21 protein-coding genes, 2 tRNA genes and 2 pseudogenes are annotated in these 19943 nt (G+C 73.0%); 7 read left to right on the forward strand and 18 right to left on the reverse strand.

Going from position 1 to position 19943, the window contains the following annotated elements:
* Positions 1-818: pseudogene (locus E4P41_RS00815) on the reverse strand (hypothetical protein); the annotation flags it as partial.
* A 132-nt stretch (positions 819-950) separates the two neighbouring features.
* Positions 951-2177 carry a hypothetical protein gene (locus E4P41_RS00820; RefSeq protein ID WP_245177022.1) on the reverse strand — a complete coding sequence of 409 codons (1227 nt, stop codon included), beginning with the start codon at positions 2175-2177 and terminating at the stop codon, positions 951-953.
* Between the two features lie 141 nt (positions 2178-2318).
* Here E4P41_RS00820 and orn point away from each other — a divergent pair, with 141 nt between their 5' ends.
* From orn to E4P41_RS00850, 5 genes are all read left to right on the forward strand, one after another.
* Positions 2319-2996, forward strand: a complete 678-nt coding sequence (gene orn / locus E4P41_RS00825) for an oligoribonuclease (protein ID WP_135138991.1) — start codon at positions 2319-2321, stop codon at positions 2994-2996.
* Positions 2997-3064: 68 nt separating this feature from the next.
* Positions 3065-3137: transfer RNA gene (locus E4P41_RS00830), tRNA-His, on the forward strand.
* Between the two features lie 120 nt (positions 3138-3257).
* Positions 3258-3593, forward strand: a complete 336-nt coding sequence (locus tag E4P41_RS00835; protein WP_135138992.1) for a YnfA family protein — start codon at positions 3258-3260, stop codon at positions 3591-3593.
* Between the two features lie 555 nt (positions 3594-4148).
* Positions 4149-5639 carry a SulP family inorganic anion transporter gene (locus E4P41_RS00845; protein WP_135138993.1) on the forward strand — a complete coding sequence of 497 codons (1491 nt, stop codon included), beginning with the start codon at positions 4149-4151 and terminating at the stop codon, positions 5637-5639.
* A 47-nt stretch (positions 5640-5686) separates the two neighbouring features.
* On the forward strand, positions 5687-6085 hold the full coding sequence (locus E4P41_RS00850) for a MerR family transcriptional regulator (protein ID WP_135138994.1): 399 nt from the start codon (positions 5687-5689) through the stop codon (positions 6083-6085).
* A 28-nt stretch (positions 6086-6113) separates the two neighbouring features.
* Here E4P41_RS00850 and E4P41_RS00855 read toward each other — a convergent pair whose 3' ends face one another.
* From E4P41_RS00855 to E4P41_RS00865, 3 genes are read right to left on the reverse strand one after another with little or no spacing between them, the layout of a single operon-like run.
* Entirely contained in the window at positions 6114-6863 is a 750-nt protein-coding gene (locus E4P41_RS00855) for a DivIVA domain-containing protein (protein WP_245177023.1), read from the reverse strand.
* The gene (locus E4P41_RS00860) at positions 6860-7999 is read right to left on the reverse strand and encodes a globin domain-containing protein (RefSeq protein WP_135138995.1); all 1140 of its coding nucleotides are present in this window, start codon (positions 7997-7999) and stop codon (positions 6860-6862) included. Before E4P41_RS00860 ends, E4P41_RS00855 begins: the two co-directional genes overlap by 4 nt.
* A 46-nt stretch (positions 8000-8045) precedes the next feature.
* Positions 8046-9284 carry a globin domain-containing protein gene (locus E4P41_RS00865; RefSeq protein WP_135138996.1) on the reverse strand — a complete coding sequence of 413 codons (1239 nt, stop codon included), beginning with the start codon at positions 9282-9284 and terminating at the stop codon, positions 8046-8048.
* 200 nt (positions 9285-9484) lie between these two features.
* On the opposite strand from E4P41_RS00865, the gene E4P41_RS00870 reads away from it, so the two are divergent.
* Complete coding sequence (locus tag E4P41_RS00870; RefSeq protein WP_135138997.1) at positions 9485-9730, forward strand: hypothetical protein; 246 nt, start codon at positions 9485-9487, stop codon at positions 9728-9730.
* A 1-nt stretch (position 9731) separates the two neighbouring features.
* Here the strand turns inward: E4P41_RS00870 and E4P41_RS00875 are convergent, their stop codons facing one another.
* The 4 genes from E4P41_RS00875 to E4P41_RS00890 all read right to left on the reverse strand — a co-directional run bounded on the left by E4P41_RS00875 (position 9732) and on the right by E4P41_RS00890 (position 12840).
* The gene (locus E4P41_RS00875) at positions 9732-10013 is read right to left on the reverse strand and encodes a MoaD/ThiS family protein (RefSeq protein WP_135138998.1); all 282 of its coding nucleotides are present in this window, start codon (positions 10011-10013) and stop codon (positions 9732-9734) included.
* Complete coding sequence (locus E4P41_RS00880) at positions 10013-11095, reverse strand: sialidase family protein (RefSeq protein ID WP_135138999.1); 1083 nt, start codon at positions 11093-11095, stop codon at positions 10013-10015. The genes E4P41_RS00875 and E4P41_RS00880 overlap by 1 nt, the downstream gene beginning before the upstream one ends.
* Positions 11096-11167: 72 nt before the next feature.
* Positions 11168-11593 carry a hypothetical protein gene (locus E4P41_RS00885; protein WP_135139000.1) on the reverse strand — a complete coding sequence of 142 codons (426 nt, stop codon included), beginning with the start codon at positions 11591-11593 and terminating at the stop codon, positions 11168-11170.
* A gap of 71 nt (positions 11594-11664) precedes the next feature.
* Positions 11665-12840 (reverse strand): Ig-like domain-containing protein, encoded by a 1176-nt coding sequence (locus tag E4P41_RS00890; RefSeq protein ID WP_245177024.1) that lies wholly within the window; start codon positions 12838-12840, stop codon positions 11665-11667.
* 178 nt (positions 12841-13018) lie between these two features.
* Between E4P41_RS00890 and E4P41_RS00895 the strand changes: the two genes are divergently transcribed.
* Positions 13019-13091, forward strand: a tRNA-Lys gene (locus E4P41_RS00895).
* A gap of 339 nt (positions 13092-13430) precedes the next feature.
* On the opposite strand, the pseudogene E4P41_RS00900 reads toward E4P41_RS00895, so the two are convergent.
* The 9 genes and pseudogenes from E4P41_RS00900 to E4P41_RS00940 form a co-directional block, all read right to left on the reverse strand.
* Positions 13431-14174: pseudogene (locus E4P41_RS00900) on the reverse strand (IS5 family transposase); the annotation flags it as partial.
* A gap of 168 nt (positions 14175-14342) precedes the next feature.
* The gene (locus E4P41_RS00905) at positions 14343-14906 is read right to left on the reverse strand and encodes a dihydrofolate reductase family protein (protein ID WP_135139003.1); all 564 of its coding nucleotides are present in this window, start codon (positions 14904-14906) and stop codon (positions 14343-14345) included.
* Between the two features lie 301 nt (positions 14907-15207).
* Complete coding sequence (locus tag E4P41_RS00910) at positions 15208-15597, reverse strand: hypothetical protein (RefSeq protein WP_135139004.1); 390 nt, start codon at positions 15595-15597, stop codon at positions 15208-15210.
* 93 nt (positions 15598-15690) lie between these two features.
* The gene (locus tag E4P41_RS00915) at positions 15691-15990 is read right to left on the reverse strand and encodes a hypothetical protein (RefSeq protein WP_135139005.1); all 300 of its coding nucleotides are present in this window, start codon (positions 15988-15990) and stop codon (positions 15691-15693) included.
* 11 nt (positions 15991-16001) lie between these two features.
* The gene (locus tag E4P41_RS00920; RefSeq protein WP_245177025.1) at positions 16002-16355 is read right to left on the reverse strand and encodes a helix-turn-helix transcriptional regulator; all 354 of its coding nucleotides are present in this window, start codon (positions 16353-16355) and stop codon (positions 16002-16004) included.
* Positions 16356-16407: 52 nt separating this feature from the next.
* Positions 16408-16872, reverse strand: a complete 465-nt coding sequence (locus E4P41_RS00925; RefSeq protein WP_167760860.1) for a hypothetical protein — start codon at positions 16870-16872, stop codon at positions 16408-16410.
* Positions 16873-17407: 535 nt separating this feature from the next.
* Positions 17408-18409, reverse strand: coding sequence for a site-specific integrase (locus tag E4P41_RS00930; protein ID WP_245177026.1), 1002 nt, complete (start codon positions 18407-18409; stop codon positions 17408-17410).
* Positions 18410-19006: 597 nt separating this feature from the next.
* On the reverse strand, positions 19007-19414 hold the full coding sequence (locus tag E4P41_RS00935; RefSeq protein WP_167760861.1) for a type II toxin-antitoxin system VapC family toxin: 408 nt from the start codon (positions 19412-19414) through the stop codon (positions 19007-19009).
* Positions 19411-19707 (reverse strand): hypothetical protein, encoded by a 297-nt coding sequence (locus E4P41_RS00940; protein WP_135139009.1) that lies wholly within the window; start codon positions 19705-19707, stop codon positions 19411-19413. Before E4P41_RS00940 ends, E4P41_RS00935 begins: the two co-directional genes overlap by 4 nt.
* Positions 19708-19943 lie beyond the last annotated feature (236 nt).

The following is a 19943-nucleotide window of genomic DNA, read 5'->3' on the forward strand; positions in this document are numbered from 1 at the left end:
GATCTCGGGCGGCCGGGCTCCGGGGGCGCGGCCTGCGGAGCCCGGTGGTGCGGGGACGGCGGGCCGGCCGGGCCGGGCGCGGGCGCCTGCGGGGCGGCCTGGGGTGCGGCGTACTGCGGCCCGGCCGCCATCGCGGCGGGCGCGAGCAGCCCGGGCGTGCGCAGGACGTAGGGCGAGTACGGGAAGCCCTCGCCGTTGAGCTGCTGGGTGGTCGGCGTCCGGCCGGCCAGGCCGAGTGCCTCCAGCGCGGCGCGCACGTCGGCCGTCGTCCAGAGGCGGGGGTTGTCGACGCCGGTGTAGCGGGCCGAGCGCGCGATGCCGAGCAGCAGCGAGCGCGGCTCCAGCAGCGCGACCTGGTCGCCCTCCCCCAGGTCGCCGTCCACCGGCACCAGGCCGGTGAGGTCGCCGACCAGCACGGTGAGGCGGGCGATCCGGCCGGGCTCCAGGCCGGATCGGCGCAGCCGCACCGCGGCGTCCATCCCGGCCCGCATCAGCCCGTCGAGCGGCGTGGACCCGCCGCCGGCCAGCTGCAGCACGTCGCCCGGCCGGCCGGCCTCGGGGCCGACCGTCCAGGACCCCTCGGGCAGCGCGGTCACCACGCCGCTCTGCCGGACCACCTCGGCCACCCGGACGACGGCGATCCCCTCGGGGACGAAGAGGACGGCGTCGGACAGCCGTCGGCCCATCGGCCCGTCGACGACCGGGAGGGAGGCGACGACCGCGCCCCGGACCGCCCCGCCGGTGTCCCAGCGGGCCAGTTCGGCGAAGAGCGCACGCTCCCCCGCCGTCTGCAGCGGCGTGGGGGTGAGGGCCAGCACGTCGTCCTCCGGGGCGGTGTCGCAGGGTGGCGGTGGGGCGGCGGTCGGGCCGCGGATGGCGCCGAATCCGGACGCCTCACCGGGAGGGGCTCTCGACCGACGTTACGTCATGTGACGGGCCGGTCCCGCTCTTCAGCGGGTCGGCGCGCCGCCGGTCGCCGAGAGGGCGGGCACCTCCTCGTCGGCCTCACGGCCGGGCTCCACCGGCGCCGGCCAGGTGGCCGGCCACCGCCTGCGGGCGGCCGCGTCGACCGCCGCCCAGAGGAGCGTGAACGCCCCGGCGGTCGCCAGGACGACCTCCGCCCGCCAGTCCCACGGCGGCAGGAAACCGATGGCGTCCAGCCCCGCGCCTGCCGCGTAGGTCGCCCCGGCGACCAGCGGTGCGGCCAGCCAGCCGGGCAGCCGGCGCGTGACGGCCAGGTCGACCACGACGGCACCGGCCAGCAGCGCGAGCGGCAGCACCGACGGCGGGAAGTCCAGCGCCACCAGGCCCAGCCACATCGCCGCCCGGTAGGCCAGGTAGGTGCCGGCGATCGCGGTGGCGGCCCAGCGCAGGTCGGTGACCCGCCGGGCGACGACGAGGGAGAGCAGCCCGGCGCAGAGCAGCCAGGCCGGGTGCACCCAGGCGGGGACCGGGAGCATGAACATCGCCGGCGTCTGGCCCTGGGCGGCGGCGAAGTCCAGCAGCTGGGGCTCGGCCGTCGTCCGGCCGGCCTGGTAGGCCTGCAGGGAGAGGACGCCGTACTCCTGGTGCTGGTTGGGGAAGAGGACGTTCTCCACGGCGAAGAGCCACAGGCCCAGCGCGACGACGTCCCGAACCCGGCCCGGCGCGGCGTACAGCCACCAGCCGCGGACGACCCCGACCAGCAGAAGCGCCGTCCCGAGGTAGAGCAGCGCGTGGCTGGGGCTCCAGCTGGTGATGTCCAGGCCGTTGATGCGGTGGTTGACGATGTCGACGGGGACGGCGACGAGGAAGGTCGCGGTGCCGGCCTGCATCAGCCGCAGGGCGCGCCGGTCGACGCCGTAGCCGGTGTAGCCGTGGAAGAGCACCAGGGCGACGACGACCGCGGTGCCGGCGGTGTTGAGCAGGTGCGGCGGGGCCAGGTCGTCGCGCAGCCACCTGAAGTGCCAGGAGACGTCCCACGACGAGCCGAGCATCTTGAGCAGGAACGCGCCGAGCCAGGCCGCGTAGATCCACCGCAGCTCCCGCTGGGTGGTCGGCCGGCCCGGCTGCCCCGGCGTCACGTAGGCGGGCCACAGCCACCGGAGGGTGTCGAACGGGTGCCGGAGCGCGGCGGCAGCGGACCCCGGGGCCGGCGGAACCGCTCCGGCGGTCACGGCGGGGGCGGCGTAGGGCACGGTGGGACTCCTGGTCTCGGGGCCGTCCTGGCGGAGCCTAGCCCCGGGGCGACCCTCCTCCGGGCCTCCGAGTGGCCCCGGAGTGGCGGATGCGGTACGGGCGAGGGCAGCCGGGACGGGCGGGACGTAGGGTCGGCGCTCGTGGCGGACAGCGCAGGACACCTGGTCTGGATCGACTGCGAGATGACCGGGCTGGACCTGACCCGGGACAAGCTCGTCGAGGTCGCGGTGCTGGTCACCGACTCCGAGCTCAACGTCCTCGACCCCGGCCTGGACCTGGTCATCTCCGCCGACGACGCCGACCTCGACGGCATGGTCGACGTCGTCGCCGAGATGCACGCCAAGAGCGGGCTGACCGACGCCGTCCGCGCCTCGACGCTCACCGTCGCCGAGGCCGAGCAGCAGCTGCTCACCTACGTGAAGCGGTTCGTGCCCGAGCGGCGGACGGCGCCGCTGTGCGGGAACTCGATCGGTACCGACCGCGGCTTCCTCGCCCGGGACATGCCCGAGCTCGACGACCACCTGCACTACCGGATGATCGACGTCTCCTCGGTCAAGGAGCTGGCCCGCCGCTGGTTCCCCCGGGTGTACTTCGCCCAGCCGCAGAAGGGGCTGGCGCACCGCGCGCTGGCCGACATCATCGAGTCGGTGCGCGAGCTCGCCTACTACCGGCAGACGCTCTTCGTCGACGGCCCCGGCCCCTCGACGTCCCAGGCGCAGGCGGTCGCCTCCCGAGTCACCCGGTCGTTCGCGGACCTGTTCGCGGCCGAGGACGCCGGCTCCCCGGGCGAGGCCCCCCCGGCCGCGTCGGGCGCCTGAGGGTCTCCGGTATCGTGGGCCCGTTCCCCGGACGACCCGCTCGCCGAAGCGGCCGTCCGGGAGACGTGGTGGGTGTAGCTCAGCTGGTAGAGCACCAGGTTGTGATCCTGGGTGTCGCGGGTTCGAGCCCCGTCACTCACCCCGCGCGGAGAGGCCCTGGTCAGGCGACTGACCGGGGCCTCTTCCGTTTCCCGGCGCGAGCGCCGACGACGGCCTGGGCGTCACCGCGCCGCGCGGCCGGCACCTGACACGCTGCGGACCATGACCGTCGCGCGCTCGATCCTGTTGTTCGTCCTGGCCGCGGTCGCCGAGATCGGCGGCGCCTGGCTCGTCTGGCAGGGCGTCCGCGAGCACCGGGGGTGGCTGTGGATCGGGTTGGGCGTGGTCGCGCTCGGCGCGTACGGGTTCGTCGCCACGTTGCAGCCCGACGCCAACTTCGGTCGGATCCTCGCCGCCTACGGCGGCGTCTTCGTCGCCGGCAGCCTCGCCTGGGGGATGGTCGTCGACGGCTTCCGACCCGACCGCTACGACGTGATCGGCGCGCTGACCTGCCTCGTCGGTGTCGCGGTGATCATGTATGCGCCGCGCCCGGCGTAGCCCAGACGCAGAACAGGCAGGTCAGTCGTCGTCGCCCTCGACGAGCTCTCCTTCCACGCCTCCCGCCGTTCGGGGACGGCGAAGGCCGCGATCACGAACCCCGCGACAGGGTCCAGCCAGGCCTGCCCGGTGAGGGTGAACAAGCCGAGGCCGGCCAGGGGGCGCGCTCCGCGCACGCCCGGATGCTGAGGAGCACACAGACCCTGGTCTCAGCGGCGTCGGCGAGGACCAGCTGATCGCCGCCGAGGCCAGGCCGACGCGGCGCTCGGCGCGGGCCGGCGGAGGCATGACGACGATCGAGGCCTTCCCCTGCCGAACAGTGACGAACGGCTCACCACCTGACCCTGACGTCAGGGACGAGTTCCCGGCAGACTGCCGTGGACACCGGCGACGCGATCACCGGCACCGATGACCCCGGTGGGCAGATGCCGACCGGCATCGCTGCTCCCGGCCGGCGCGTCGCCCCGCGGGTGCACCGATGCACTCCACCGATCCGGCACCGCACCCGGTGCTGCCCGCTCGCGCCGGTGACGGCGCACAGACCGAGACGGATCCATGTCCTCAGTCCTGCCTGCCCCGCCCGAGCCGCGGCTGCGCCGCCCCGCCTGGCTCTCCCCGAAGGTCGTCCGCACCGAGGTCCTGGCCGGCCTCGTCGTGGCGCTGGCGCTCATCCCCGAGGCGATCAGCTTCTCCATCCTGGCCGGGGTCGACCCGCGGGTCGGGCTGTTTGCCTCGTTCACGATGGCCGTCGTCATCGCCTTCACCGGCGGTCGCCCGGCGATGATCAGTGCCGCGACGGGCGCGATCGCGCTCGTCGTCGCACCGCTCGCCCGCGACCACGGCCTGGAGTACCTGCTCGCCGCGGTCATCCTCGGCGGGGTGTTCCAGGTGCTGCTGGCCGCGGCCGGTGTCGCCCGGCTGATGCGGTTCATCCCGCTCAGCGTGATGGTCGGCTTCGTCAACGCGCTGGCCATCCTGATCTTCATGGCCCAGGTGCCGCACCTGGTCGACGTGCCGTGGCTCGTCTACCCGCTGGTCGCCGCCGGCCTGGCGATGATCTTCCTGATCCCCCGGCTGACCACCGTCGTCCCGGCTCCGCTGATCTCGATCGTCGTCCTCACCGGGCTCACCGTGGCCGCCGGGCTCACGATCCCGGACGTGGGCGACCAGGGCGAACCGCCCGACAGCCTGCCCTTCTTCGCGCTGCCCGACGTCCCGCTGACCTACGCGACCCTGGCGATCATCACACCCTACGCCCTCGGCGTCGCCTTCGTGGGGCTGATGGAGTCGCTGATGACCGCCAAGCTGGTCGACGAGCTCACCGACACCGGGTCGGACAAGACCCGCGAGTCCTGGGGCCAGGGCGTGGCCAACATCGTCACCGGCTTCTTCGGTGGCATGGGCGGCTGCGCCATGATCGGCCAGACGATGATCAACGTGAGGTCCGGGGCCCGCACCCGGCTGTCCACGTTCCTGTCCGGCGTCTTCCTGCTGCTCCTGGTCGTCGTCCTGGGCGATGTCGTCGCGATCATCCCGATGGCCGCCCTCGTCGCGGTGATGGTCTTCGTCTCGATCGCCACCTTTGACTGGCACAGCCTGCGGACCATCCACCGGATGCCCCGGAGCGAGACCGCGGTGATGCTCTCCACCGTCGCGCTCACCCTGTTCACCCACAACCTGGCCATCGGTGTCGGCGTCGGCGTCCTGGTCGCCTGCGTGCTCTTCGCCCGCCGGGTGGCCCACCTGGTGGAGGTCACCAGCGTCCTGGACCCGGAGGGCGGTACCCGCGTCTACTCGGTGCACGGCGCGATGTTCTTCGCCTCCAGCAACGACCTCATCTCCCAGTTCGGCTACAACGACGACCCGCGGAACGTGGTCATCGACCTGTCCGACGCCCACGTCTGGGACGCCTCCACCGTCGCCGTCCTCGACGCGGTCACCCACAAGTACGGGACCCGGGGCAAGAAGGTGGAGATCGTCGGCCTGACCGGGCACTCGGCCGACCGGTACGAGCGGCACACCGGCCAGCTCGCCGGGGCCCACTGATGCGCGGCACGCCGGCGGCCGGGCACCAGGTTGCGTATGAAGGACGGATGACCGGGACGCCGCGCAGCGAGCTGGTGCAGATCGGCCAGGTCGCCGAGCGCACCGGGCTGAGCCTGCGCACCATCCGCTGGTACGAGGAGGAGGGCCTCGTCGTCCCCACAGCGCGCACCGAGGGCGGCTTCCGGCTCTACAGCGAGGACGACGTCGCCCGCCTCGAGGTCATCAAGCGGATGAAGCCGCTGGGCTTCGCCCTGGAGGAGATGCGCGAGCTGCTCACCCTCCTGGCCGACCTCGACGCCGGCACGGGCGGACGGGCGCAGCTGCTCGACCGGCTGCGGATGTTCCACGAGGCCGCCACGGCCCGCGTCACCGCGCTGCGCGAGCAGCTCGCCGTGGCCGAGGGCTTCGCCGACACCCTCGCCGGCCACCTCGACGCCCGGCGCTGACGGCGTCCCGCCGGGCACGGCGACACGGTCACCTCCGCGTCCTGGCCTCCGGGGCGGCCGCCGACGTCCTGGTGCGCTGGTCGTCGTCGGCGGCGCTGTCGTCCCTCGACACCTCCCGTGCCACGTTCGGCGCCGGCGTCCGAGGGGGTGCCGTCGGAAGGGCCCCGGGGTCGGCCCGGCCCCACTCGGCCTCCACGTCGGCGAGCAGCGCCTCGAGGTAGGCGCGCAGCTGCGTCCGGCAGGCCTGCCCGAAGGCCCGCAGGTAGGCCACCTGTTCCTCGAGCTCCTCGGCGGTCCGCTCCCCGGCACCGGAAGCGTCCGCCGCGGGAGGACGCCCGCCGGAGGTCAGCCGCGCTGCCGCCTCCTGAGCCGCGGAGATGATGGCGCCGGCGTTCTCCCGCGCCTGGCGCAGCTGCTCCTCGTACTGCGCGCGCGCGTCGGCGGTCATCTGCCGGCTGAAGTCCTCGGCCTCGGCGACGTAGCTGTCCGCGGTCTGCTGCGCGGTCGCGAGGATGCGCACGGCCTGGTCGCTCGGCGGCTCCGGGGCGGCGGCCGCACCGGCCACCTGCTCCTGCAGCGCGCGCACCTCGTCGCGCAGCTCGGCCTTCTCCGCGTGCAGCCGGGCCAGCTCGTCGGCCAGCCGATCGAGGAAGCGGTCCGCCTCGACGTCGCTGTACCCGGGTCGCAGCATGGTGGCCCGGGGTAGGGACACGTTGCGGACGTCGGCGGGGCTCAGACGCCGCTCGGCGTGCCCCCGCCCGTGCTGGTCGACGGTCACTCGGTCACCTCTCCGTCCAGGCTGGGGCTCAGCCGGCTGGGTGCGAACACCTCGCTGCGGATGCGCTCGGGGCGGACACCGGCCTGCACCAGCCGCGCGGTGGTGTCCTCGACCATCGGGGCCGGCCCGGCGACGTAGACGTCGCGGCTGTTCCACGGACCGTGCCGCACGACGACCTCGCCGACGTCGCCGTGCTCCAGCGTCGACAGGTCGTCGTGGGAGACGGCGAAGGTCACCGTCAGCCAGCCGTGCTCTTCGTCCAGCCGCTCGAGGTCGGCCCGGTCGTAGATCCGCTCCTCGGTGCGCGAGCCGACGAACAGGTCGACCCGCCGGGGCGGACCGTGGCGCGCGACCTGGTCGACGACGGCCTTGAGCGGCGCGAGACCGGTGCCGCCGGCGACCAGCAGCAGGTCGCGGTCGGACTCGGCGTCGAAGGAGATGTGCCCGATCGGCGGCCCGAGGCGGAGGACGTCACCGGAGCCGACCCGGCGGACGAGGGCGGTGCTCACGGGGCCCCCGTCGTAGGCCCGGACGTGCAACTCGATCAGCCCGTCCTGGCGGGGGGCGCTGGCCGGCGAGTAGTAGCGCCACAGCTTGGGCCGGACGTCGGTCTCCAGGGACACCGACTGTCCGGCCCGGAAGGGGAACTCCGGCTCGGGCCGCAGCCACAGAACTGCGGTGTCCACGGTGCGACGTTCGTGGGTGACGACCTCGGCGTCCCACCACGGGGGCTGGTCGGCGGCCTCGGCGGCGGCCTCGATCATGACCTTCGCGACCAGCCCGTAGGCGTCGGACCAGTCCCGCTCGAGCTCGGGGCTCCACTCGTCGTCGAAGTGGCGCAGGGTCGCCAGCAGGCTCGCGCCGGCCGCCGGGTAGTGCTCGGGGACGACGCCGAACTTGCGGTGGTCGCGGCCGAGCGCCTGGAGCACCGGCACGACCCGGTCGAGGTCGTCGACGTGCGCCACGACGTCGCCCAGGGCGTGGAAGAACCGGTCACGCTGGTGGGCCATCGAGACGGGGAACATCGTGCGCGTCTCCGGGTGGCTCAGGAACAGGTGCGCGTAGAAGTAGAGGGGAGCCTCGTCCCCCGTGGCGGCCGCCTTGGCGAAGCTCGCCCGCATCGCCGGGATGTCCACCAGCACCTCCGTCCCCGCGCCGTCCGACGTCCTCCTGTCTCGGTGGTCAGACGTCCGCGCCGCTCCCGGGTGCGGGCTCGGTGCGGAAGTCGGCCTGCCACAGGTCGGGCCCGAACACCTCGTACTGGATGTCCTGGGGCCGGATGCCGCGCCCGACGAGGGCGCTACGCACCGCCTGCATGAACGGTAACGGACCGCACAGGTAGTAGGCCGCCCCGTCGGGGAGGTCGACCGCGCCGACGTCCATCGTTCCGGCGTGCACGCCGTCGACCGGCAGCGCGCTGTCGGCGCCGGACTCGTACCAGACGTGCGCCCTCGCGTTCGGCAGCGCGCGGACGTCGTCGAGCACCTGCCCGCGCAGGGCGAAGGACGCCTCGTCGCTGTCGGCGTGCAGCAGCGTGATCGGCAGCCCGGATCCGGCGTGCCGCAGGTGGGACAGCATGCCCGCCATCGGGGTGATTCCGATGCCCGCGCTGGCGAAGACCGCCGGCCGGGAGTCGTCGAGCACCACGTCACCGAAGGGCAGCGACAGGGTCAGGACGTCGCCGACCTGCACGGTGTCGCAGAGGTGGTTGGAGACCTCGCCGTCGGGCTCGTCCCCGCCGCGGACCCGCTTGACGCAGAACTGCCGGTGCTCGCCGTCGTCGGCGCGGGTCAGGCTGTACTGCCGCGGCTGGTGGACGCCGTCGGGCAGGCGGACCTTGACCGACACGTACTGGCCCGGCAGGGAGGTCTTGACCAGCCGGTCGTCGACCCGCCGGACCCGGAAGGTCACCACGTCGTCGGTCTCGGCGACCTTCTCCTCGACCTGCCAGTCCCGCCAGACGGTCTCCGGACGGACTCCGCGAGCGCTGTACAGGCCCCGCTCCTGGTGGATGAGGGCATAGGCCATCAGCCAGTAGACCTCGTCCCAGGCGGCGGCGACCTCGGGCGTGACCGCGTCGCCGAGCACGTCGGCGATCGCCCAGAACAGGTGCTCGTGCACGACCCGGTACTGGTCGGGGTGCAGCCCGAGCGAGGCGTGCTTGTGCGCGATCCGGTTCAGCAGTTGCTCCGGCAGCTGCTCCGGCGTCTTCACCAGGGCGCTGGCGAACGCGGCCACCGACCCGGCCAGGGCCATCTGCTGGGTGCCCTCGGCCTGGTTACCCCGATTGAACAGCCCGTCCAGCAGCTCCGGCTGGGCCCCGAACATGTGCTCGTAGAACCGCCGGGCGATCTCGCCGATGTTCTCGGCCACCGGCGGCAGTGTCGCCTCCACCACCGGGCGCGCTCGATCGGACAGCACGTGGAACTCCCCCTGTGTCGTCTCGTCGGGAACGGCCCGTTGCCCGGCCGCCCGCCGTCCATCCTGCGCCCGACCCCGCAGCCGCGCCCGACGAGATCGGCGAAGGTCCCGTGGGACGGGCGCGACGGATGTGGCGGATGCACCGGACACGCTCGCCGGGGTGCTGGCCCGCCGCGGGCGCCGCTGGTGACCCTGGGGCCATGACTCTCGCCTACTCCTACGGGACCGCGCACGCCGTCGTGATGGTCGGCTCGGTGGGCAGTGCGGAGGGCCTCATCCCCCGGCAGATCGGTCCGGCGCACGCGACGATCGGCAAGGTCAACGGCCGCAGCCGCAAGGCGCTGTGCGGCGCCTACGTCGCGGTGGACGAGCAGATCGTGTGGCCGCCGGAGGACTACGACAGCTCCCAGCTGTGCGCGGAGTGCACCGCGCTGGCCGCCCTGTAGCTCAGCCCCCGGCCACCGACGGCAGCACCTGGACGACGGCGCCGTCCGGCACGGCGGTGCCCAGCCCACCGGCGTACCGGACGTCGTCGCCGTCCACGTAGACGTTGACGAACCGCCGCAGCGCGCCGGCCTCGTCGCGGATCCGGCGGCCGAGCAGCGGGTGGACGGCGGCCAGCGTGTCCAGCAGCTCGGCGAGCGTCCCGCCGCCCGGGTCGACCTCCAGGTGCCTGGTCCCGCCGGCCAGGTCGGCCAGGACGCCGGGCAGCACCACCTGCACGCCCATCAGTCGATCCGGGCGGCGCGCACGACGAGCACGTCGGGCAGGTGGTCGGCGACCAGGGCGAAGGTGTCGCCCTCGTCGGCGCTGGCGTAGACGCAGCCGTCCCGGGTGCCGACGTAGAGGCCGGTCGGGCGGGCCTCGTCGGCGCAGAACCCGTCCCGCATCACCGCCGCCCAGAAGTCGTCGGGGAGGCCGGTGCCGAGCGCGGTCCACGTCTCGCCGGCGTCGCGGGTGCGGTGCACCCGCAGCCGGCCCTCCGGGGGCACCCGCTGCATGTCGGCCACCAGCGGCACGACCCAGGCGGTGCCGGGGGTGGACGGCGAGGCGACGATCGGGAAGCCGAAGTCGGCCGGCAGACCCTCGGCGATCGACGTCCAGGCCCTCCCGGCGTCATCGGTGCGGAAGACGCCGAAGTGGTTCTGCGCGTACATCCGGTCCGGGCCGGCCGCGTCGACGGCGACCTTGTGCACGCACTGGCCGTACTCCGGCGGCGGTTCGGGCAGGAACACCGCGCTGATGCCGGAGTTGCGCGGCGTCCAGCCGGTGCGGCCGTCCTCGCTGACGTAGACCCCGCCGGTGCTCATGGCGACCGTCACCCGGTCCGACGCGGTGTCCGGCAGCACGGTGTGCACCGCCCCTCCCCCTCCGCCGGGCTCCCAGGTCGGCCGGTGCGGGTGGTCCCACAGGCCGCGGACGAGGTCGAAGCTGCAGCCGCCGTCGGTGCTGCGCCACAGCGAGTGCGGCTCGCAGCCGGCCCAGACCACGTCGGGCCGGTCGGCGCTGTCGGGACGCAGCTGCCAGACACGGGCCAGCGCGGCGCCGGTGTCCTCGGGGAAGCGGATGGCGCCGGAGTCGGTCTCCTGCCAGCTCGCGCCGAGGTCGTCGGACCACATGACGGTCGGGCCCCAGTGCCCGTACTGGATGCCGGCGAGCACGCGCGGCGTGGGGCGACGGGTGTCGATGGAGACCGCCGCGACCTCCTGGGCGAGCAGGTGCGGCTCGTCCAGGCTCCAGGTGCGGCGGTCGTCGTCGCTGCGGGCCAGCCACAGGCCCTTGCGCGTGCCGATGGCGAGCAGGTCGGTCATGGCGCCCCTCCGGTCGTCGGGCGGGGCGCCGGCGCGCCCCGCGGGAGATGAAACTCCCGGGGGGCGACAGAATCAGCGGCGGGTGGCGCCGCCGGTGGGCTGGTCGGGGCCGGCGGCCTCCGCGGCGCGGCCGTCGGCATACCGGCCGTGCTCGTCGGCCAGGCCCGGCGCCAGCTTCTCGGCCTTGGCGCGCAGCTCCTCGGCAGCCGACGCGTGCTCCTGCGCCGTGGCGGCCCGCTGCACCGCCTCGTGCTCGGCCACCCGGATTCGTTCCTCGATCTCGGCCCGCTTCCGCCGGGCGCGGGCGGCCTGCTCCTCGGCCGCCGCCTGCTCCCTCTCGGCCTGCGCGGCGCGCAGCTCCGCCTCGCGCAGGTGGTCACGGGCCTGCTCCCGCTTGCGCGCACCGTTGATCCGGTTGCGCTTGGCCATCGCGAGGGCCAGCACCGCCAGCAACGCCACCGCGACCACGACGATCAGCACGATCACCCAGGTGTCCACGGCACTCTCCTCCGCTCGGGGAACCGGGATGGTCGATTCCCCCGGCGTGGCCTGGGGAAACGGCCGTCAGCTCACTCGAGCGCGCTGCCGGCCTGCCACTGCTCCCACGGGATCGTCCAGTCGTAGACGGGTGAGCGCAGCGTGCCGGCGCTGGAGTTGCGGATCTCCACGACGTCGCCCGGCTGCGAGAACTCGAAGAACCAGCGGGCGTTCTCGGTCGACATGTTGATGCAGCCGTGCGAGACGTTCTCCCGCCCCTGCTGTGCCACCGACCAGGGTGCGGCGTGCACGAACTCGCCGCTGTTGGACAGCCGGACGGCGTACTCGACCGGCGTGCGGTACCCGTCCGGGCTGTCGACGGGCACGCCGTAGGTGCTCGAGTCCATGACCATGTGCCGGTTCATCTCGGTGACCACGTGCGGACCGTTGTAGCTCGGGTTCTCGGGGCTGCCGGCGCTGATCGGGAAGGTCTGCACCAGCCGGTCGCCGTCGTAGACCTGCATCTGGTGGGTGGCGGCGTCGGCGATCGAGACGTGCCGCTCGCCGATCCGGAAGTCGATCGTGCGGTCCTTCTCGCCCCACACGCCGTCGCCGAAGTCGACGCCGTAGAGGTCGGCCTCGAGCGTGACGTCGGTGTTCTCCGGCCAGTACTCCGACGGGCGGAAGTGCACCTCGGTGTCGCTGAACCAGTTCCAGACGCCGTCGGTCGGGGTGGAGCTGGTGACCCGGAGGTGGCTCTCGACGGCGGCCTTGTCGGCGACCGGGTCCTCGAACCAGACCCGGATGGGCATGCCGACGCCGACGGTCCGGCCGTCCAGCGGGCCGATGGACGGCGTGGAGAGCGTGTCCGGGGTGACCGTGGTGAACGTGGTGGTGGCCTCGGCCGGCTCGTCGTCCGCGCCCTCGGCGGTCGCGGTGAGCGTGTAGCTGGTGCCGTACTCCAGCGGTGCCTCCGGCGTCCAGACGTCGACGGCCGGGTCGCCGGGCGGGTCGGCCACCTCACCGGCCACCTTTGCGCCGGCGCCGTCGACGACGCTCACGTCGGTGAGCTCACCGTCCGTGACGGAGATCTCCAGCGGGACGATGGGCGAGACGTCGGTCGCCCCGTCGGCCGGCGACACCTCGACCGACGCCGGGGTCGCCTCCACGGTGGTCGGCGCAGCCGCCGTCCCGCCGTCGCCACCCCCCTGACACCCCGCCAGCAGGACCAGTGCCCCCGCCGTGACCAGCGCCGACGTCCGTCGCATCGCCATCCTCTCCGCGTCGTGGGTCGGCGTCCCCCCTGACGGCCGACCTGCACCGACCCACCAGTGTCCACCGGGAGGTGCCGAACGGGAGCGGCCGTCAGGTCTCGGGACCACCCACCGGCGGGCCGGACGGCGCTGGTATCGTTCTCCCCCGTCGCCCGGCGCGCCCGGCCGGCACGCGCCATTAGCTCAATTGGCAGAGCAGCTGACTCTTAATCAGCGGGTTCGGGGTTCGAGTCCCTGATGGCGCACCCACACAGCACGCGGCTGACCTGCGGGTTCATCCCTCACCGCCAAGATCGACGAGGCGCCGGACCGCCCAGCTGTCCGCAAACGGTCCGCAGAAGTCCGCGGTCGGCACTTCTACGACGCCTGGCCGAGCCCACGGCACGCCTGACGGTTGGCCAGCGCAACCCTGCTCACCAGGCGGTCCTGAGGCCGTCGCCTCACGAGCGTCGCCGACCCGTCATGGAGGTGTCGTCAGAGTCCGGGGTCGCGCACCGACTGCCGCTACGGTCCGATCAAGCGAACGATCGAGGAGGTCGAAGGCGCGCGTGGATGTGGACCTGAGCGCGGACACCGCTCTGACCACTGAGGTTTGCGTCGACGCAGGCGCGGCGGCGTTCGGTGCAGCGGCGGAGTCTGCCGAAGTCGTTGAGCCAGGAGTGGGTCCGCTCGACCACCCATCGCTTGCCGACCTGGATGGGGGCGGGTTCGCCGCGATGAGCGATCTGGCCGCGCAGGCCGCGCTCGTCGAGTGCCTCTCGGCAGGGCCGGTAGTCATAGCCGGCGTCCAGATGCACCGTCGCATCGGCCGGTAGCGGTGCAAAGTCCTTGAGCGCGTCCAGGGCCTGGCCCAGCAGGGCGTGGTCGACGGTGTTGGCCGGCGCGGACACCGTGGCCATCGGGATGCCGCCTCCGTCGGACAGCTGCGAGCGCTTCAGCCCGCCCTTGCCGCGGTCGACCGGGCTGCGGCCGGCGCAGTCGCCGCCGCACGGGGCTTTGGTGATGCAGCCGTCGACGGCCACGTCGCCCAGGTCCAGGCCGATCATCTTGTCGTAGGCGTCCAGGCAGGCCAGTCGCAGCCGGTCGAGCACACCCAGGGCGATCCACTCGTCGCGGCGTCGGCGCATGGTGGTCGCCGAACAGCTGCCGTCGGCGATCCGCTCATATCCGGCGCCGAAGACCAGCGCCTCGACGAGCTTGTCGAACACCACCGCGTCGTCGATCCGGGGTCGGTGACAGCCCAGCGGGTGCTCATCGACACGCACAGGCAATAGGGCGAGGAACTCCTCGCGCAGCGGGTCAAGGATGCACGATGGGACGGCAGGCACGAGCGGTCCACATCTCACGGAGCGTTAGCACCTTCGCGAGCGTGGCCCTCGTGCCTGCCCTCAACGATCAGCCACGCCGAACAGCGCGACCACGCCGACTGGCGAGGGCTCCTAACGGCTACGAGATCCTTGGGTGGCCCGAGCCCGCGCCGATCCGAGGTCGGGTATTCACCGCCTGGTCTCGTACCTGGTCAGGAGCACGCCATCGGGAAACGTCCGGGTCTCCACCAGGTTCAGGTTCACCCAGTTGTCCAGGGCCGTGAAGAACGGCGTGCCGCCGCCCACCAGGACCGGGTGGGTGACGATCGCGTACTCGTCGATCAGCCCGGCCCGCATGGCCGCCGCGGCGAGGGTGGCGCCGCCGACGTCCATGGGACCGCCATCCTCGGTCTTGAGCCGGGTGATCTCGGTGACCGCGTCGCCGGTGGCCAGGCGGGCGTTCCAGTCGACCGCGCTGGGCGTCGAGGAGAACACCACCTTCGGCATGTCCCGCCAGCGGCGGGCGAACTCGATCTGCGCCGGTGTGGCGCCAGGCTGCTGATCGGCGGTCGGCCAGTGGGAGCTCATCGTCTCCCACAGTTTGCGCCCGTACAGCGCCAGGCCCGTCGCCCCCACCCGGTCGGACCACCACTGGAACAGCTCGTCGCTCGGCACGCTCCAGCCGAGGTCGTCGCCGGGCGCGGCGATGTAGCCGTCCAGGCTCAGGTTCATGCCAAAGGTCAGTTTCCGCATGGCGTAGCCTCCCGCGAGGCGGTACTCGGCGTAGAGACCAACACGGCGCGGAAGATTGATCGGTCAGACCACACCGAGGGCCGGTTGACCACCGCGCCAAGCGGATGCTGCGTACGGAAGGGAACCTCAATCGGGAACATCGCCGGACGGGGTACGTATCCCCCGGACGCCGTCCCGTAAGACCCGCCCGGTGACCGGTCCCGTGGGGGTGCTTCAACCGGGACACGCTGCGGCTGATGCCGACCTGCAGACAGGGGCGAGATCTTCGGGTCTTGTCACACCGGCCGAATCGCGACCGGCGTCAGGAGCGCACGGCGACGAGCGCTGAACGGAGACCGATGGTCTCCTCGTCCACCCCTGCCCTTCGGGCACGCGTAGTGAACTCGGCGGCTGCCTGGTGCACGTCGGCGGGCGATGACGTCGGAGTCGAAGGCGCCCATCGGTCGCGCTCGACACCCGGTTCGCCGTCGATGTCCTGGCGGCGCTGCGCTTGGGCGCGGGCCGCGGCGATGCGCTCGGCGGCGGTCGGCCTGCTCGAGGGCGTGGCGGCGGCCTTCTGGGCCGGCGCCGGAAGGCTGGCCGGAGCCGGGTTGCCGGCCAGCCGGTAGAGCTCGGGCAGCGCCTGGAGGTCCTTGAGGCGCGCCGCGGTCTCCTTGGACTTGATGACGTCATCGAGTGCAGCGATCCGCACCTGCAACCGGGGCCGACGATGTGCATCGTCGACCGGTCGATCAGGTCGTCGTAGCCGTTCTCGAAGGCCGCCGGCCGGATGGCCAGGTCCAGGTCACCGTGGTCGGTCTGCAGATTGCAGCATCCGGACACCGGCCAGCGACTCACCGGAGACGTCGAAGCGGAAGCCGTCCGGGTGGGCGTCCGAGCGGATGCGCGCGCCCAGCTCGCGGAGTGCGGACGCCAACCGGTCGAGGTTGTCTCGGGTGGTGCGCGGCGTGACGTCGACGTCGCTGGTGGGTCGGGCCGCCCCGTGCAGCCGGGCGGCGTAGCCGCCGACGACGACGAACTCGACGTTGTGCCGCTCGAGCACGGCCAGCACCGGCTCGGCGTCGAACGGTTGTCCCGCGACCATGACCGGCGAGGCTAGACAGGCCGGGCGTCGGTGAATGCCTCCACCATGGCGTCATGCTGAGCGTCGAGGCGAGCGCGTTGCTCGGGACCGACGGCGGCGTAGCGAGCGTCGAGGACGTCGTCGTGGTCGTCGTAGGGCTCCAGCCGCGCGCGCATCTCCAGGTCGACGGCGGCGAGTAGCCGGTCGAGCAGGGGAAAGCTCGGTTGTCGCTGGCCGTTCTCGATCTTCGAGACCGTGGACGCGGGCACGCCGGCCCGGCGGGCCAGCTCGGCCTGGCTCACGCCGGTCTTGGTCCGGGCGAGCTTGAGTAGGTTCCCGGCGAACGCCTGCGCATCCCGAGTCCGCTTCGGTCCCCTGACGGCCACGAACGTGACCATACCTTATCAGGTACGAACCATGAGGAGTCCGAGCCATCGATTAAGACAGCGGGATCACCGCGGCGCCGACGATGCGTGTCCGGGCGTCGGTGGCGTGCCCGTCGCAAAGGTCGAGCCGATCGCCGTCGGCGTCGATGACGGGTTGGGTGACCGGTTCGGCGCACGGCTCGCCGAGTCGGTCGTGGAACCACCGGCGGAGGCAGCCGGGGGTGGTGCACCAGCAGCGCCCTGCGGTGGACCGCAGGGTCGCGCCGTGCTCGGGGCAGGCGCCCCACGGCACGGAACAGGCGTCGGTCCGCCGGGCGGCCAGTCGGATGAGCTCGTCGGCGGTGTCCAGCAGCTCCTCGGCGGCGCTGTGCAGACCTCCGGCGGCGACGTCCAACCGCCAGCCGGCGCGCCACCGAGCCGTGTCGGGGTCGGCGTCGCGTGCCAGATCGGCCTCACGGAGCTGGTGGTACAGGTTGCCGGCCGCGGCGGCCAGTTCCCGAGCCCGCGCCGGGGTCATCCAGGGGCCGCGCGGAGTCCGTCCTGCGAGCTGTTGTTGGCGTCGTTCATCGGGTGTCCTCTCGGGTCTGACGGACGCCACGGCCTTCGAAATCGGCGCCGGTCCCCTGGCGAGGACAGTGGGCGACCGCGGTGCCGCCCGCGCGCTTCATCCCGGTAGTTGTGGATGGCTCGTTCGTCGTCCACAGCCCTCCTGGACGACGGAGGTCGCCGTTCGCTTCAGCGTGCGCGACCGGCTCGAGCAGGCCCCGCGGCAGGACCGTCCTCGCGGCCCCCGGGTGGCGTCCCGCACTCCTGGCCGCATCCCACAACCCGTCTCCCGCCGGCTGGCGCAGGTCGGGGGAAGGATGGGCCGAAGGCCCATCGCGCAGCGACGCGACAGCGCCCTTCCGGCGACCAAGGCAGCCGGCATCCTGCTCGGGGGGTGGAAAGCGGCCGGTCCACGCCGACGACCGAACGCGCTGCCCGAGACGCCTCCTGCGCGGCGTCGGCCTGAGGCCGCAATCGCCGGGAACCGCGACGCCCGCAGGTGGGCGTCATGCGACCGGGCCGCCGACCGAGCGACCGGTGGGCAGCGCCGCCACGGTCCCGGCCGGCCGACGCGCCGCCGCCTCGGCGGCGCGCGCGGCGTCCATCGCGTCGGCAACTTCGTCGAGCTGGTCGTTCAGCAGATGGCCGTACAGGTCCAGAGTCATGGTCGCCGACTGGTGGCCGAGCATGGTCTGCACCACCTTGACGTTCGCTCCGCTGGCGATGGCCAGCGAGGCGGCGGTGTGCCGCAGCCCGTGCGGGGTGAGCCCGTCCAGGCCGGCGGCGCGGACGGCGGGGTCGAAGCTCTCGCGGCGGAAGTTGCGCAGGTGCAGCACGCCGCCCTTCTCCGCGGCGAACACGAAGTCGCCGGGCTGCTTGCCGGCGACGTGGGCGGCGAGCTCCTCGGCCAGGAATCGCGGAACCGGCACCTGGCGGCGCTGGTGGTTCTTCGGCGTGCCGAAGACCGCGTGGCCGTTGACGTCGGCAACCGCCTCGGCGATCAGCGCGCGGCGGCGCAGCAGGTTGAGGTTGCGCACCCGCAGTGCGGCCATCTCGCCGTAGCGCACGCCGGTGTAGGCCAGGAACAGGATGGCCAGCCGGTCCCGGCCGGCGGCCGCGGCCAGGTCGTCGACCTGCGCGTGGGTGAGGAAGATCTGCTCGCCGCCCACCTTCCGCGGCAGCGGCACGCCGACCGCGGGGTTGCGGGCCAGCCGGCCGTCGCGCACTGCCAGGCCCAGGATCAGCGACAGCACCCGGTGGGCGTGGCGCACGGTGGAGGCGCTCTTGTCCGACCCGGACAGCCGGGCCACCCAGGCGGCGACGCCCTGGTGGGTGATGTCGCCGAGCCGCACCGGGCCCCAGGTCGGGAGGATGTCCACCCGCAGCGAGGTCTCGTAGCAGCGCCGCGTCGTCGGCTTGAGGTCGACCTTGCTCTCCAGCCACTGACCGGCCCACTCGGCGACGGTGACCCGGGTCCGCTTGGGGTCGACGTAGGCGCCGGTGAGCACCGAGGTGGTGACCGAGTCTAGCCACGCCTGCGCGTCGCCTTCTTCTCGAAGTGCCGGGCGTGCTCCTTGCCCGCCGCGTCGCGGTAGCGCGGCCGCCAGCGCCCGTTGGGCCGCCGCGCGATGCTGGCCACCGTCAGGCCCGCACGACGCTGCCGCCGGCGCCTGCCGCCGGCGCCTGTCGATCGCGGCCACCAGTGGAACGAACAATTGCAGCTGTCCGCAGGGAGTCCGCAGCAGAGCCGTCTCCAGCCATTTCCAGCCGACGCCAGCCAATCATCACCAACATTCCCGCCACCGCAGGTCAGCGACGCGGGACAGCCCCTTCAGCAGCAGCGACGTGCCGCCCGGAATGGGCGCAGAATGGCACGGAATACCGGCTCTTAATCAGCGGGTTCGAGGTTCGAGTCCCTGATGGCGCACTCCCTCACAGATTTCAGGTTTCTGACCTGCGGGGTGGCCCGGCGGCCTCTCTCCGCGATGGTTGCCGTCCGGGCGAGGTCATCGAAAACTCCCGCGTGTGGCGCTCGAGGGACCAGGGACAGGACCGCCCCTTGGCGCTGCGCACCCACAGGTGCTTGCTGATCGAGGCGCTTCGAGCTACCAGATCGTCTCCACGAACCCCAGTTCGGTGATGCGCCGGTCGCGCGTGACCAGAGGCAGGCCGAGGGCCATCGCGGCCGCGGTGATGAAGCGGTCCCACGGATCGCCGAGCCTGTCCCGGGGAATCTCCTGGAACGCCGCAGCGACCTCAAGGGTGATCGGCTCCACCTCGAGCGGGGACTCGGGGTCGCGAAGCAGCCCTACGACCTGGCCCAGCTGATCGTCGGTGAACGTTCCGCGCGTGCGGACCACGTACCAGAGGTCGACCACGGAGGCGACGGAGACAGAGATGCCGTCGGTCGACTCCGCGTCCTCCAGCGCGACGAGCGCAGCCGGGGAGAGCCTGCGATCCGGGTCGTCGAGCAGATACCAGACCAGCGCGTGGGTGTCGGCGACGACCCTCACCGGGTCGCCGTGTCCCAGGCACCGCCGTCCCGGTAGCGATCGGCCGAGTCCCGGGCAGCGGCGGAACTAGCGGCCTCGAAGTCGTCCGGGCTCGGGGCTGGCCCCGAGCCGGCCAGGGCTCCGCGCACAGGGCGGCGGCGCTCCGCCGCCCGAGTCCGTCCGACGGGCACGACGCTCAGGTGAGTACCTGGCTCGACGCCCAAACGAGCGAGTTGAGTCGCGTCGATGACGCCGGAGCCGTCAGCGCCGATCACGAGGTCCAGGACCTCGGGCTGCTGCTCGGCGGAAGACATGCTCGGAGAGTAGCCCCGCCGACGCGCGCATCGGGACAACGACCGAAGCCCTTGGCTTGCGGCCACTGGGCCCGCCACAGCCGGATCGGACGGTTCCCACCTCCCCATCAGCGTGCCAGGAGCCCATCAGCGTGCCAGGAGTGTGGAGCCTGGGCGCAGAGTCCACCACGCCGCCCCTGGTCCCGGTGGGGATCCCTCACCGAGTCAGAGGCCGGTTGTCTCGTCCCTCGCCGTAC

It is taken from the genome of Geodermatophilus sp. DF01-2 (assembly GCF_004571065.1).
GTDB lineage: Bacteria > Actinomycetota > Actinomycetes > Mycobacteriales > Geodermatophilaceae > Geodermatophilus.

What these genes read in the sequence shown, in the direction of transcription:
- E4P41_RS00925 (WP_167760860.1), bottom strand. Translation starts at nt 16,872, where the DNA reads ATGACCCCGGCGCGGGCTCGGGAACTGGCCGCCGCGGCCGGCAACCTG.
- E4P41_RS00845 (WP_135138993.1), top strand. Translation starts at nt 4,149, where the DNA reads ATGTCCTCAGTCCTGCCTGCCCCGCCCGAGCCGCGGCTGCGCCGCCCC.
- E4P41_RS00835 (WP_135138992.1), top strand. Translation starts at nt 3,258, where the DNA reads ATGACCGTCGCGCGCTCGATCCTGTTGTTCGTCCTGGCCGCGGTCGCC.
- E4P41_RS00880 (WP_135138999.1), bottom strand. Translation starts at nt 11,095, where the DNA reads ATGACCGACCTGCTCGCCATCGGCACGCGCAAGGGCCTGTGGCTGGCC.
- E4P41_RS00850 (WP_135138994.1), top strand. Translation starts at nt 5,687, where the DNA reads ATGACCGGGACGCCGCGCAGCGAGCTGGTGCAGATCGGCCAGGTCGCC.
- E4P41_RS00890 (WP_245177024.1), bottom strand. Translation starts at nt 12,840, where the DNA reads ATGCGACGGACGTCGGCGCTGGTCACGGCGGGGGCACTGGTCCTGCTG.
- E4P41_RS00870 (WP_135138997.1), top strand. Translation starts at nt 9,485, where the DNA reads ATGACTCTCGCCTACTCCTACGGGACCGCGCACGCCGTCGTGATGGTC.
- E4P41_RS00905 (WP_135139003.1), bottom strand. Translation starts at nt 14,906, where the DNA reads ATGCGGAAACTGACCTTTGGCATGAACCTGAGCCTGGACGGCTACATC.
- E4P41_RS00875 (WP_135138998.1), bottom strand. Translation starts at nt 10,013, where the DNA reads ATGGGCGTGCAGGTGGTGCTGCCCGGCGTCCTGGCCGACCTGGCCGGC.
- E4P41_RS00940 (WP_135139009.1), bottom strand. Translation starts at nt 19,707, where the DNA reads ATGTCTTCCGCCGAGCAGCAGCCCGAGGTCCTGGACCTCGTGATCGGC.
- E4P41_RS00915 (WP_135139005.1), bottom strand. Translation starts at nt 15,990, where the DNA reads ATGGTCGCGGGACAACCGTTCGACGCCGAGCCGGTGCTGGCCGTGCTC.